The organism is Jannaschia rubra (assembly GCF_001403735.1).
Lineage (GTDB): Bacteria > Pseudomonadota > Alphaproteobacteria > Rhodobacterales > Rhodobacteraceae > Jannaschia > Jannaschia rubra.
Genome location: NZ_CXPG01000011.1, coordinates 114,159 through 127,472, shown reverse-complemented (window position 1 = coordinate 127,472; position 13,314 = coordinate 114,159). Strand labels below are relative to the sequence as shown.

General features: G+C 68.5%; 11 protein-coding genes. 4 read left to right on the top strand and 7 right to left on the bottom strand.

Annotated features, from left to right (window positions below; genetic code table 11):
• Positions 1-15: 15 nt before the first annotated feature.
• Positions 16-1,239 carry a bifunctional alpha/beta hydrolase/OsmC family protein gene (locus JAN5088_RS02820; RefSeq protein ID WP_055681297.1) on the top strand — a complete coding sequence of 408 codons (1,224 nt, stop codon included), beginning with the start codon at positions 16-18 and terminating at the stop codon, positions 1,237-1,239.
• On the opposite strand, the gene JAN5088_RS02815 is transcribed toward JAN5088_RS02820, so the two are convergent.
• Complete coding sequence (locus tag JAN5088_RS02815; RefSeq protein ID WP_055681296.1) at positions 1,236-2,717, bottom strand: hybrid sensor histidine kinase/response regulator; 1,482 nt, start codon at positions 2,715-2,717, stop codon at positions 1,236-1,238. The two genes, JAN5088_RS02820 and JAN5088_RS02815, sit on opposite strands and share 4 nt — an antisense overlap.
• Complete coding sequence (locus JAN5088_RS02810) at positions 2,714-4,603, bottom strand: AMP-binding protein (protein ID WP_055681295.1); 1,890 nt, start codon at positions 4,601-4,603, stop codon at positions 2,714-2,716. Before JAN5088_RS02810 ends, JAN5088_RS02815 begins: the two co-directional genes overlap by 4 nt.
• A 140-nt stretch (positions 4,604-4,743) precedes the next feature.
• On the opposite strand from JAN5088_RS02810, the gene JAN5088_RS02805 reads away from it, so the two are divergent.
• On the top strand, positions 4,744-5,172 hold the full coding sequence (locus JAN5088_RS02805; protein WP_055681294.1) for a protein tyrosine phosphatase family protein: 429 nt from the start codon (positions 4,744-4,746) through the stop codon (positions 5,170-5,172).
• Between the two features lie 4 nt (positions 5,173-5,176).
• Here the strand turns inward: JAN5088_RS02805 and JAN5088_RS02800 are convergent, their stop codons facing one another.
• The 5 genes from JAN5088_RS02800 to JAN5088_RS02780 form a co-directional block, all read right to left on the bottom strand.
• Positions 5,177-6,088, bottom strand: a complete 912-nt coding sequence (locus tag JAN5088_RS02800; RefSeq protein WP_233489703.1) for an ABC transporter permease — start codon at positions 6,086-6,088, stop codon at positions 5,177-5,179.
• A 67-nt stretch (positions 6,089-6,155) separates the two neighbouring features.
• Complete coding sequence (locus JAN5088_RS02795; RefSeq protein WP_055681292.1) at positions 6,156-7,163, bottom strand: ABC transporter permease; 1,008 nt, start codon at positions 7,161-7,163, stop codon at positions 6,156-6,158.
• A 64-nt stretch (positions 7,164-7,227) separates the two neighbouring features.
• Positions 7,228-8,943 carry a peptide ABC transporter substrate-binding protein gene (locus tag JAN5088_RS02790; RefSeq protein WP_055681291.1) on the bottom strand — a complete coding sequence of 572 codons (1,716 nt, stop codon included), beginning with the start codon at positions 8,941-8,943 and terminating at the stop codon, positions 7,228-7,230.
• A 49-nt stretch (positions 8,944-8,992) separates the two neighbouring features.
• Positions 8,993-9,997 (bottom strand): ABC transporter ATP-binding protein, encoded by a 1,005-nt coding sequence (locus tag JAN5088_RS02785; RefSeq protein ID WP_055681290.1) that lies wholly within the window; start codon positions 9,995-9,997, stop codon positions 8,993-8,995.
• Complete coding sequence (locus tag JAN5088_RS02780) at positions 9,994-11,004, bottom strand: ABC transporter ATP-binding protein (protein ID WP_055681289.1); 1,011 nt, start codon at positions 11,002-11,004, stop codon at positions 9,994-9,996. The genes JAN5088_RS02785 and JAN5088_RS02780 overlap by 4 nt, the downstream gene beginning before the upstream one ends.
• Before the next feature lie 149 nt (positions 11,005-11,153).
• Here JAN5088_RS02780 and argE point away from each other — a divergent pair, with 149 nt between their 5' ends.
• A complete protein-coding gene (gene argE, locus JAN5088_RS02775) occupies positions 11,154-12,323 on the top strand; it encodes an acetylornithine deacetylase (RefSeq protein WP_233489699.1) in 1,170 nt (389 codons plus the stop codon).
• A gap of 52 nt (positions 12,324-12,375) precedes the next feature.
• Positions 12,376-13,260, top strand: coding sequence for a mechanosensitive ion channel family protein (locus tag JAN5088_RS02770; protein ID WP_055681287.1), 885 nt, complete (start codon positions 12,376-12,378; stop codon positions 13,258-13,260).
• The last annotated feature ends 54 nt before the right edge of the window (positions 13,261-13,314 follow it).

The window sequence follows — 13,314 nt, the reverse complement described above, 5'->3', positions numbered from 1 at the left end:
CAGAAGGGGTGCGCCATGAAGACCGAACGGATGACATTCGCCGGACACGACGGCAGCGATCTCAGCGCGCGTCTCGACCTGCCCGACGGGCCCCATGTCGCGACCGCGCTGTTCGCGCATTGCTTCACCTGCGGCAAGGACATCGCCGCCGCGCGTCGTATCAGCGCGCGTCTGGCCGGGCTGGGGATCGCGGTCCTGCGCTTCGATTTCACCGGCCTGGGCCATTCGGAAGGCGAGTTCGAGAATACCTCCTTCACCTCCAACGTCGGGGACATCGCCGCTGCCGCGCGGGCGCTGGAGGGGCGCGGGATGCCGCCCGCCCTTCTGGTCGGGCACAGCCTCGGCGGCGCGGCCGTCCTGCTCGCCGCGGGCGGCATCGCCTCGGTCAAGGCGGTGGCCACCATCGGCGCGCCCTTCGACCCCGAGCACGTCACCCGGCATTTCGGCGGCGCGCTCGACGCCATCGTCCGCGACGGCGTGGGCGAGGTGACGCTGGGCGGGCAGTCGTTCCGCGTGGGTCGCGGCTTTGTCGAGGATATCTCCGGCGTCGGGCTGGCCAAGGCCATCGGGGCGCTGAAGCCCGCGCTTCTCGTGCTGCACGGTCCGCGTGACGAAATCGTGGGTATCGACAACGCGACGCGCATCTTCATGGCCGCCCGCCATCCGAAAAGCTTCGTGACGCTCGACGACGCCGACCACCTCATCTCGCGCCCGCAGGACGCGGATTATGCCGCCGACGTCATTGCCGCCTGGGCCACGCGCTACCTCGACATGCGTCGTCCCGCCCCGCCCGTGGGCGCGCCGGAGGGGGTGACCCGCGTGACCGAGATCGACCCCGAGGGCTTCGCCCAGGACATCGTCGCGGGCGGCAAACATCATCTCATCGCGGACGAGCCTGCCACCTATGGCGGAACCGACCGGGGGTTGTCGCCCTATCAACTGCTTGCCGCAGGGCTGGGCGCCTGCACGACGATGACGCTCAGGATGTATGCACGGCGCAAGGGGTGGCCGCTCGACGGCGTGTCCGTCGACGTGACCCACGACCGGATGCACGCGCAGGACGCGCCCTCGCCCGGCACCGAACGCATCGACCGCTTCCGCCGCGAGATCACGCTCACCGGCACGCTGGATGACGCGCAGCGGGCCCGGCTGCTCGAAATTGCGGACCGCTGCCCCGTCCACCGGACGCTGGAAGCCGGCGCGAAGGTCGAGACGGTCCTGCTGGACGGCGCGGCCTAATGCGCGGCGTCGAGGTCGCTGCGAAGCTGGGCCAGCCGCGACAGGCAGAGCCGGCTCGCCGCGCGGAGCGCCTCCGGATCTTCGCGTGACGCGGCATGGTTCAGACGGCGGGCGGCCTCCTGCGTGGGAAGGGCGCCTACGGCACTCGACAGCGACAGCAGGATATGGGTCTGGCTGAGGATCGCGGCGAGGTCCGCGTCGGCCACCGCGTCCTTCAAATTGCGCGCCACCATCTCCAGGTCTTCACGAAGGCGGTCCAGAAGCTGGCCTTCGAACTCCGGTCCGGCAGCGCGCATCAGCTCCGCGAGGGTCACGGCGGACAGCGCGGGGGCGGTGTCGGGCGTCCAGGCCGCCGCATCGGGCGCGAGGTCCAGGTAATGCCGGATCGCCTTGCCGAAATCCTCGATCGAGCCCAGAGGCTTCGCCAGGATCCCGTCGGCCCCCGCATCGAAGATGACGTCGCGGTTATCGCGCAGGACATAGGCCGTCATCGCAACCATGGACGTGGGCGGCGCGATGCCCCGCGCCTGCCGCAGGCGTTCGGAGCGAAGTACCTCGATCCCGCCCAGCGACGGCATCTCGATGTCGATGAGCGCCAGGTCGAAGCGTTCGCGCGCGAGCCAGTTCAGCGCCTCGATCCCGTCGCGCGCCGTCTCGCATTCCGCGCCCAGCCGGGTCAGCATGGCGCGCACCAGCAACAGGTTGGCCCGGCTGTCGTCGGCCACCAGGATGCGCGCGCCGCCCAGGTCGGGCAGCCCGCCCTCCGGCTCCTCCGGGCGCAGCCAGACGTCGCGCGGAATGGTCAGCGTCACCTGCGCGCCGCCGTGCGGGCCGTTGCGGGCATCCAGGGTGCCGCCGATGGCCTCCGCATGGGCGGAAGCGATGTGCAGGCCCATTCCGGTCCCCGGTATGCCATCGTCGCCGCGGATCGCAGGCTTGAACAGGTCGGGCAGAAGGTCGGGCGGAAACCCTCGGCCGTTGTCCGTCACCCGGATCGACAGCGCGCCATCGCCGGCCAACTCCGCGCCCAGCGTGACGCGGCCCCCTTCGGCGTGGCGAAGGGCGTTGCCCATCAGGTTCGCCACGATCCGGCGCAGGTGCAGAAGGTTGAGCTGCACGATCTCGGGCAGGTCGGCGGCGCGGTCGAGCGTGACGCCGGTGCCGGTGCCCTGCGCGGCGCCGTGCCAGCGGCGAAGCTCATCGTCCAGGAACCGGCGCAGGTTCAGGTTGCCCACCGGCCCCGCCGTGTCGCGCGGCGTGCCGTCCAGAAGCTCCTCCACCAGTCGGGCGAGCAGCTCCGATGCCGCATGCACCCGGTCGAACTGCGCGCGCGAGTCGGGCGGCAGGGTGTCGCGGTCCATCAGGCGCAGCCCGCCGATGACGTCCGACACCGCCGAGCGGATGTCGTGGCCGAGCAGTTGCATCCCGTCGGGCGCGGGGGCGTCGGTCCGAAGGGTTCCGCCGCCGTCGTCGGTCATCCCTTCGGGTATCCGATCCGGGCCAGTGCCGCAGCGATCTCGTCCAGGATGGCGGGGTCGTCGATGGTCGCGGGCATCTTCCAGTCGCGGCCGTCGGCGATGCTGCCCATCGTCGCCCGCAGGATCTTGCCCGACCGCGTCTTGGGCAGGCGGTCGACCACGCAGCCCAGCTTGAACGCCGCCACGGGGCCGATGCGGTCGCGCACCAGCCGGACGCATTCGGACAGCACCTCCTCCTCCGGGCGGGATACGCCCTTGGTCAGGCACATGAAGCCCAGCGGCACCTGCCCCTTCAGATCGTCGGCCACGCCGATCACGGCACATTCGGCGATGTCCGGGTGGCTCGCCAGAACCTCCTCCATCGCGCCGGTGGACAGGCGATGGCCCGCGACGTTGATGACGTCGTCGGTGCGCGCCATGATCCAGAGATATCCGTCCTCGTCGATCATGCCCGCGTCGCCGGTCTCGTAGTAGCCGGGGAAAGCATCGAGATAGGATTTGCGGAACCGGTCCTGCGCGTTCCACAGGCCCGGCAGGGTTCCCGGCGGCAGCGGCAGGCAGATCGCGACGGAGCCGAGCGTGCCGGGGGGGACCTCGTGCCCAGCTTCGTCGAGCACATGGATCTCATAGCCCGGCATAGGCACGGCGGGCGAGCCGATCTTGACCGGCAGCGCGCCGAGGCCCACGGGGTTCGCGGCGATGGCGGAACCGGTTTCCGTCTGCCACCAGTGGTCGATGACGGGCTTGCCGGTGACGCGGGCGACCCAGTCGATGATGTCGGCGTCGGCACGCTCGCCGGCAAGGAAGATCGTGCGAAGGGCGCTCAGATCGTGGCCTTCCATCAGCCGGGCCTCCGGGTCCTCCCGCTTGACGGCGCGGAACGCCGTGGGAGCGGTGAAGAAGACGGCGACCTTGTGGTCGGCCATGACGCGCCAGAAGGTGCTGGCGTCCGGGGTGCCGATGGGCTTGCCCTCGAACACGACGGTGGTGCAGCCGTGGATGAGCGGGGCATAGCAGATGTAGCTGTGGCCCACGACCCATCCCACGTCGGAGGCGGCCCAGAACACCTCGCCCGGTGCGACATCGTAGATGTTCGTCATCGACCAGTCGAGCGCGACCAGATGCCCCCCCGTGGGCCGCACGACGCCCTTGGGCGCCCCGGTCGTACCGGAGGTATAGAGGATGTAGGCCGGGTGGTTTCCCTCGACCGGGACGCAGTCCGCGGGTTCCGCATCCCGCACGAAATCGTCCCAGTCGATGTCGAGCGGTCCCATGTCGGCCCGCCCCGCGTCGCGTTGCAGGACGACGCAGAAGTCGGGCTTGTGCGCGGCCATGTCCACGGCGCCGTCGAGCAGCGGCTTGTAGGGCACGACCCGCTGCCCCTCGATCCCGCAGGAGGCGGCGAGGATGGCCTTGGGCTTCGCATCGTCGATCCTGACGGCCAGTTCGCCCGCCGCGAAGCCGCCGAAGACGACGGAATGGATGGCGCCGATGCGTGCGCAGGCCAGCATCGCCTCCAGCGCTTCGGGGACCATGGGCATGTAGACGATGACGCGGTCGCCCTTGGTCACGCCCCTGGCAGCCAGCGCGCCCGCCAGCCGGGCGACGCGGTCCCGAAGTTCGGCGTAGGTGATGCGCGTGACCGATCCGGTCACCGGGCTGTCGTGGATGATGGCGACCCGGTCGCCGTGCCCCGCTTCGACGTGGCGGTCCACGGCGTTGTGGCATCCGTTCACCAGGCCGTCGGCATACCATTCCGGCACCGGCCCGCCCAGGTCGTGCAGCGCCTTCGACGGCATCCGGTCCCAGTCGATGGCGCGGGCCTGTTCCATCCAGAACCCCTCCGGGTCCGTCCTGGCGTGGTCGTATTGGATCTTCCAGGCCATGCGTCACTCCCACACAAAGCTGTCATGGCGCCATCTAGGGCCGCGGCGCCGGGGGGCGCAAGGCTTTGGAGGCCCACCTTTACCTTGGACCGGAGCGGAGGCATGCTCCGTCCCCGCACCGCCACAACCCGAGATGCCCCATGGACCTGCGCCCCCTCGACGAGACCGTGACCGTCGCCCCCCAGATCGACCCCGCCGACATGGCCCGGCTGGCACAGGGTGGCGTGACAACCATCATCTGCAACCGTCCCGACGCCGAGGTGCCCGCCCACCTTCAGGCTGCCGCCATGCAGAAGGCGGCCGAGGAGGCCGGGATCGCCTTCGTCTACAACCCCGTCACCATGCCGCGGCTTTCGACCCAGACGGTCGACGAGCAGGCCGATGCCATCGACGGCGCCGACGGCAAGGTACTGGCCTATTGCGCGGCCGGAACGCGCTCCGCGATCCTCTGGGCGCTGGCGATGGCGGGGCGAATGCCGACGGACGACATCCTGCGGGCCACGGCGCAGGTGGGGTACGCTCTCGACGGGCTGCGCGAGCAGATCGACGCGCTGGCCAGGGACGGCTGACGGTTCAGCGGCCCCGGATGCGGGGGTCCAGCGCGTCACGCAATCCGTCGCCCACGTAGTTGATCGACAGCACCACGAGCGAGATGGCGATACCGGGCCAGAACACACGCTCGGGATATTGCTCCAGATAGGGCACGCCGTCGTTCAGCAGGCGGCCCCAGGTCGGAAAGTCAGGCGGGAACCCGAGGCCCAGGAACGACAGGGCGGATTCGGTGATGATCGCGGTGGCGATGCCCAGCGTGGCCGACACCATGATTGGCGACAGGACGTTGGGCAGGACGTGGCGCGTGATGACCCGGCGCGAAGGCGTGCCGATGGACCGGGCGGCCAGCACGAACTCCCTCTCCTTTAGGGCCAGGACCTCACCGCGCACGATGCGGGCGGTCTGCATCCAGGACGTGATGCCGATGGCCGATACGATCAGAAGGAAGATCCCCGTCTCGACCCCGAAGACGGCCGTCAGCGGCTCGCGGAACAAAAGCACCATGACCAGCAGAAGCGGCAGCAGGGGCAATGCCAGGAACAGGTCGGTGAACCGCATGAGCGCCCCGTCGAGCGCGCGGAAGTACCCGGCCAGCACGCCGATCAGGGTGCCGATCACGACGCTGAGGAACATCGCCGTCAGCCCCACGGCGAGGGACACCCGCCCCCCGGCCATCATCCGGGCGAAGATGTCGCGGCCGAGCTGATCGGTGCCGAAGGGATGGGCCAGGCTCATGCCCTCGTTCCGGGCGCGGATGTTGGACTTGATGCCCAACTCCGGGTCCCAGACCAACGGGCCGAGGGCCACGACCGCCACGATGGCAAGGAAGATCGCCGCACCGATCAAGGCCCCCTTGTGGGTCTTGAACTGGTCCCAGACGTCGAGCCACTGGCTGCGTGCGCCGGTCGACAGCAGCACCGGCTCGGCCCCCATGACGGCGGCGGAGGCGGCGACGACGCCCTCGTCCTCCGCACCGATGGGGGATCTCGGGTCGCGCGCGTCACTCATAGCGGATCCTCGGGTCGAGGATGCCGTAGAGCACATCCGCGATCAGGTTGAACAGCACGATCAGCACCGCGAAGATGAAGGTCAGCGTCTGCACCATCGGCAGGTCGTTCGCCTGGATCGCGGTGATCAGAAGCTGGCCGATGCCGTTCACCTTGAACACCTGCTCGGTGATGATGGCGCCACCGAACACCTGCGGGATGCCAAGGGCGATGACCGTGACCACCGGGATCATCGAGTTGCGAAGGACGTGGATCATCACGACAGACCGCTCCCGCAGGCCCTTGGCGCGCGCCGTGCGGACGTAGTCCTGCCCGAGGTTGTCGAGCATCGACGCCCGCATGAATCGCGACAGTTGCGACGTGATCTGCAGCGCCAGCACCATCACCGGCAGGAACATCTGCCGAAGCTGGAAGACGAAGGCGTCCCAGTCGTCCACGACGTGCGTCGTGTCGTAGATTGAGGGGAACCATCGAAGCTGCACCGCGAAGATCACGATGACCAGCACGCCGGAAAAGAACGGCGGCACTGAAAACCCGATCATGGTGACGAAGGTGCCCGCCTGGTCGAAGATCGAATACTGGCGGTAAGCCGAATAGATGCCCACCGGAATGGCGATCAGGATGGCCACGACATAGGCCGTGCCCACCACCCACAGCGTCTGGGGGATGCGTTCGGCGATGACGATGAAGACGGGCGCGCGGTTCTGCCAGCTGATGATGCGCAGCTTGCCCTCGGCGAAGCCCGTGCCGAAGAGGTGGTCGAAGATGTTGAGCGGCTCGATCCAGAAGAACTGCACGATCCACTTCCAGAAGCGGATGGGCGCGGGTTCCCCCAGGCCGAGCGCCTGGCGCATCTGCTCCTTCACCTCGGGCGGGACGGTCAGGGGGACGTTAGCCATCGGGTCGCCGGGTGCGAGTTCCAGCAGCAGGAAGATCACCAATGCGATGAACAGAAGCGTCGGGATCGCGAAGATCAGCCGTCTGAAGGTGAATGTCAGCATGCGACGTCTCGGTTCATGTCATCGGGTGTGCCGGGGCGGGCATCGACGCCCGCCCCGTGCAGGATCATTCGGAGATGCGGTACCAGTCGGCGATGTTCCACAGCTCGCTGTCCCAGACGTTCAGCTTGATGCCGCCCAGGTCGTTGGCATGGGCCGACAGACGACCGCGATGCACCAGCGGGATCTGCCCTCCGGTGGACACGAACATGTCGTTCAGCTCCTTTGACAGACGCTGGCGCTCGGCGGGATCGGCCGTCTCGCTCAGCTCGTTCCAGAGAGTGTCGTACTCCTCGTTGCAGAACCGGGGGACATTCTCGCCCTGCCACTGGGTGTCGGGGCCGGGAATGTTCTCGCACAGAAGCTGGCCCAGATAGGCCTGCGGATCGATGCCGTCGAAGTTGTTGGCATACATCTCGACGTCGGCATAGAACTTCTGGAAGGTGTCGGGCGACCCGGCGTCTCCGCCGAAGAAGACCGAGCCGGACACGTTGCGAAGCTCGACCTCGAAGCCGATCTCCTCCCACCACTCCTTGATGAGAGCCTGGAAGTCCTGCCGCACCGCGTTGGTCGAGGTCTGGAACAGCATCTTCAGCTCCACCCCGTCCTTTTCGCGCACGCCATCGCCGTCGCTGTCGACGTAGCCCGCTTCCTCAAGCAGGGCCTTGGCGCCCTCGATGTCCTGCTCGGAACATTCGAGCGCGGTCGAATTGAAGGCATCAGGCGCGGGGACGTAGTTGCAGGTCACGCGGCCCGCCTGTCCGTATCCGATCTCGACCAGCAGGGGCCGGTCGATCGCCATGGACAGCGCCTTGTAGACGGCGGGGTCCTGCAGGAACGGGTGGGGACGCACCACCGACCGCTCATCGGGGCCGAGCGCGGGGTCGGGGTTGGTGTGGTTCAACTCGATCCGCTCGACCAGCGTGCCGAAGCCCACGACCGGCGTGCCCTGTCCCGCCGCTTCCATCTGGGCGATGACCTCGGGGGCCAGTTGCAGGTTCCAGGCATAATCGTATTCGCCGGTCTGCAGCACTGCCCGGCCCGCGGCCTCCGCGTCGCCGCCACCCTTGAAGTTGACCTTGGCGAAGGCCGGCTTGTTCGGCTCGCGGTAGTTGGGGTTGGCCGAGAAGGTAATCGCGTCGTTGGTGCGGAACTCGTCCACCACATAGGGGCCGGTGCCGATGGGGTTGAAGTTCTGCTCGGTGCAGGTCGAGGTGGCCGCCCCGGTGCAATTCTCGAACTGGGCCTTCTGGATGATCGGGCTCTCGCCGCCGACGAAGGCGGTATAGGGGTTGGGCGTCGGTTCCTTGAAATTCACCACGACCGTCTGGTCGTCGGGCGTGTCCACGCTCTCCACCGGCTCGAACTTCGACGCCTGCGCGCAGCCGCCCTCGGGGTCGGTGCAGTATTCATAGGTGAACTTGACGTCGGCGCTGGTGAAGGGAGTGCCGTCGGACCACTGGATGCCCGGCTTGATCTTCCAGGTGATCGACTTCAGGTCTTCCGAGATGCCGCCGTTCTCCAGCGTCGGGATCTCCTCTACCAGCCAGGGCTGGATCTCTCCCGTCTCGTCGAAGCGGGCCAGCGGCTCCAGCACGAGGCTCGCCGCCTCGATGTCCTTGGTTCCGCCCGACAGGAAGGGGTTCATGGTGGACGGCGCCTGCCAGTAGATGATGCTGACTTCGCCGTCGCGTCCGCGCTCGCCTTCCTGGTCCTGGGCATTCGCCACCGGCACCAGGACGAAACTTGCGGCCGCGCAGAGCAGGGCTGATTTCGTGTTCATCGGTTTTCTCTCCGTGTTGGGGGCTCGATCTCCGGTCGATGCCTCTGGGTCATGCGGTTGGGCCCGCACCTTGGTATCTTTCGTCGTGCAGGTGGCACGCCGCGAACCGGCCGGGGGCCACCTCGCGGAACTCGGGGTCGATGCGGCGGCAGACGTCCATCACCCGCGGGCAACGGGTGCAGAAATTGCAGCCTTCGGGCGGGTTCGCGGGGCTGGGCACATCGCCCTGCAGCACGATCCGTTCGCGCGTCTGGCCCGCCTTCGCGGGATCAGGCTCGGGCACCGCCGACAGCAGCGCCTCGGTATAGGGATGCAGCGGCCGGTCGTAGAGGTCGTCGCGCGGCGCAAGCTCCACCACCTTGCCCAGATACATGACGGCCACCCGGTCGGCGATGTGGCGCACCATCGACAGGTCGTGGCTGATGAATAGGTAGGTGAGGCCGAGGCTGTCCTGCAACTCCTCCAGCAGGTTCACCACCTGCGCCTGGATCGACACGTCGAGCGCGGCGATGGGCTCGTCGCAGACGATGAACCGGGGGTTGAGCGCCAGCGCCCGCGCGATGCCGATGCGCTGCCGCTGACCGCCCGAGAATTCGTGGGGATAGCGGTTCAGGAAGGCGCGGTTCAGGCCGACCCTGTCCATCAGCTCCGCCACGCGCTCGCGCTTTTCGGCCTTCGACAGGTCGGTGTGCTCGTCCAGCGGCTCGGCGATGATGGACCCCACCGTCATGCGCGGGTTCAGCGACGCCTGCGGATCCTGGAACACCATCTGCATCGTGGGCCGCAGAGCGCGCAGCTTTCCCTGGGGGACCGACCCGATCTCCTGCCCGTCGATGACGATCTCGCCCGCCGTGATGTCGTAAAGCCGCAGGACGGCCCGCCCGCAGGTGGACTTGCCGCAGCCCGATTCCCCCACAAGGCCCAGCGTCTCGCCCTCCATGATCGAAAACGTCACGCCATCCACGGCCTTCACCGCGCCCACCTTCCGGCGCAGAAGGCCCGCATGGATCGGGAAGTGCATCTTCAGGTCGCGGACCTCGACCAGCGGCTTCATGACGCGCCCCCCGTTCCCGAACGGGCGCTTGGATGGAAACAGGCCACGTCGTGTTCGGGGGCCACCACCTCGCGCGCCGGGTTCTCGGCATGACAGCGGTCGAAGACCAGCGGGCATCGGTCGCGGAACGGGCAGGCCGTGGGCGCCGCCCCCAGGATCGGCGGCTGCCCCTCGATCACCTCGAGCTTCTCGGCCCGCGCGCCCGTGACCGTAGGGATCGTCCGCAGCAGCGCGCGGGTGTAGGGATGGCGCGGGTCGTTGAACAGCGGATGCACCGGCGCCTGTTCCACCACCTGCCCGCCGTACATCACCAGCACCCGGTCCGCGATGCCCGCAATGACGCCCAGATCGTGCGTGATCCAGACGATGGCCATCCCCAGCCGCGCGCGCAGGTCGGCCACGATCTCCAGGATCTGCGCCTGGATGGTCACATCGAGCGCGGTCGTCGGCTCATCCGCGATCAGCACCTTGGGGTCGCAGGCCAGCGCCATGGCGATCATGACACGCTGGCGCATCCCGCCCGAAAACTGGTGCGGATAGTCCGACAGACGGTCGCGGGCCGACGGGATGCCCACCAGCTCCAGCAGCTCGACCGCGCGCTCGCGAGCCTGCTTCTTGCCGAGGCCCATGTGCCGGCGGATCGGCTCCATGATCTGATAGCCCACGGTGAACACCGGGTTGAGCGAGGTCATCGGGTCCTGGAAGATGAACCCCACCTCGCCGCCGCGCACCTCACGCAGGCGGGCGGGGGTGACGCGCAGCAGGTCCTCGCCCGCCAGCAGGACGCGGCCTTCGCGCACCTCGGCCGGGGGGGACGGCAACAGGCCGACCAGCGACATCATCGTCACCGACTTGCCCGAGCCGGATTCGCCCACGACGCCCAGCAACTCGCCCGGCTTCACCTCGAAGCTGACGGAATTGACGGCGTGAACCTCGCCGCCCCGTGTCTGAAAGACCGTGCGGAGGTCGCGGACCTCGAGCACGTTCCCGGTGTCGCCGTCCGGCATCCACCACTCCCCGTGATCTGCGGGTCTCGTGCCCGTCCTGTCGCAGCAGGCTATCAGATGCGCCGCCGCCCGCAAGGCGTTTGCCGCGGTCTTTCCACGGCTTGACCTTCGCCCGGTCCCGCCCCACGGATGAAGGCGGAGGTGCCCAGATGACCCGCAAGCCAATGAACCTGACCGCCTATGAGATCATGGAGACGCTGGTCGCCTTCCCGACCGTCAGCCGCGACTCGAACCTCGCCCTCGTGGACTGGGTGGAGGAATACCTCGGCAGCTACGGCGTGACCGCGCGCCGCGTGCCGGATGCGACGGGACGGAAGGCCGCGATCTATGCCAACGTCGGGCCGGAGGTGCCGGGCGGCGTCGTCCTGTCGGGCCATACCGACGTCGTGCCCATCGACGGCCAGGACTGGACCTTCGACCCCTTCGCCGTGACCGAGCGGGACGGGAAATACTATGGCCGCGGCACCTGCGACATGAAGGGGTTCGACGCCATCGCGCTGGCCATGGTGCCCCATGCGCTCGCCTGCGGCGTGTCGCGCCCGCTGCAGATCGCGCTGTCCTACGACGAGGAGGTGGGCTGCATCGGCGCGCCGCCCATGATCGACGACATGGTGGCCCACCTGCCCCGCGCCGCCGCCGCCATCATCGGCGAGCCGTCGATGCTGCGCCCCGTCACCGGCCACAACGCCTCGGCCATGTTCCAGATCGACGTCCACGGGTTCGAGGTCCATTCCTCCAAGCTGCCGCAGGGGGTGTCGGCCATCCACGAGGCGGGGCGCATCCTGCAATGGGTGAACGACTGGAACGACCGCCTGATGGCCGAGACGCCCGACCCGGTGTCGGCAACCTTCGACCCGCCGCATACCACAACCCACGTCGGCATGATCGCGGGCGGCACGGCGCACAACATCACGGCGAGGGACTGCGGCCTGCGACTGGGGTTTCGGGTGCCCGCGGGCGATGACCTGGGCCGGCACGAGGCGGCGCTCAACGCAATGCTGGAAGAACTGGATGCAGGGCTGCGCGCGAAGAACCCGAAGGCCGGCGTGACGTGGGAGCGCATGAACGGCGTGCCCGCTCTCACACCCGAGGACGGCGGCGCGGCCGAAGCGCTGATCCGGCGGCTGACGGGCGATAACGGTACCCATGTCGTGACCTACGGGACCGAGGCGGGGCAGTTCCAGGAACGCGGCTATTCCGCCGTGGTCTGCGGCCCCGGCGACATCGCCCAGGCGCATCAGCCCGACGAATGGATCGACAAGGACCAGTTTCACAAGGGCGAGGCCCTGATGCGGCGGGTCGTCGAGACTCTGGTCTGACACGGCGGAACCGGGCCGCCGCCGGGGCGGTTCCGATGCGCAGGGGGGACGGATGGAAGACGACGTACCGACGCCGGAACAGATCGAGGCCGATCCCGGCCTCATCATCGACAAGCTCGACGCCTGGCTCGACGGATTCTTCCGGCTGATCCCCAACATCGCGGTCGCGCTCGTCCTGCTGGCGATCTTCGTGGCCCTGGGGTTGGCCGTCGCCTTCAGCATCCGGCGCCTTGCCCGCAACCGCCGGCGCGCCGACCTGGGGGCCGTGGTCGGCAGCGTCATCAAGTGGATCGTCTGGCTCGCGGGCGCGCTGCTGGCGCTGACGGTGGTGACGCCCTCGCTCCGGCCCGGTGACTTGATTGCGGGGCTGGGAATCGGATCGGTGGCCATCGGCTTCGCTTTCAAGGACATCCTGCAGAACCTCTTGTCGGGCATCCTGCTGCTGATCCGCCAACCGTTCCAGGTGGGCGACCAGATTTCGGTCGGGACCTTCGAGGGCACCGTCGAGCATATCGAGACCCGCGCCACCCTGATCCGCACCTATGACGGCCGCCGCGTCGTGATCCCCAATGCCGAGGTCTATACCGACGCCGTCACCGTCAACACGGCCTTCGCCGCGCGCCGGTCGCAGCAGGATTTCCCCGTCGCGCTGCACGACGACTGGTCGCGTGCCGTGGAGGTGGCGTTGCAGGCCGCGCGTGGGGTGGACGGTGTCACGGCCGACCCCGCCCCCGATGCGCAGGCGCAGGACATCGACAGCCTGTCCAAGATCGTGCGCGTGCGGTGGTGGACCGAGCCCACGCAGAAGGATGTCATCGCCACCGCGTCGCGCGTGCGCCTCGCCGTCGAGGGTGCGCTGACGGGGGCGGGCTTCACCCTGCCCCGGCGCACCGATCTGCATCTGGACGGCCGGCTCTCGCGGGACGACGACGGCTGACCCCTTGCGGGCGGCGCGCAGCCGTCGCACCTTCGCGCGCGAAGGAGACCCGTC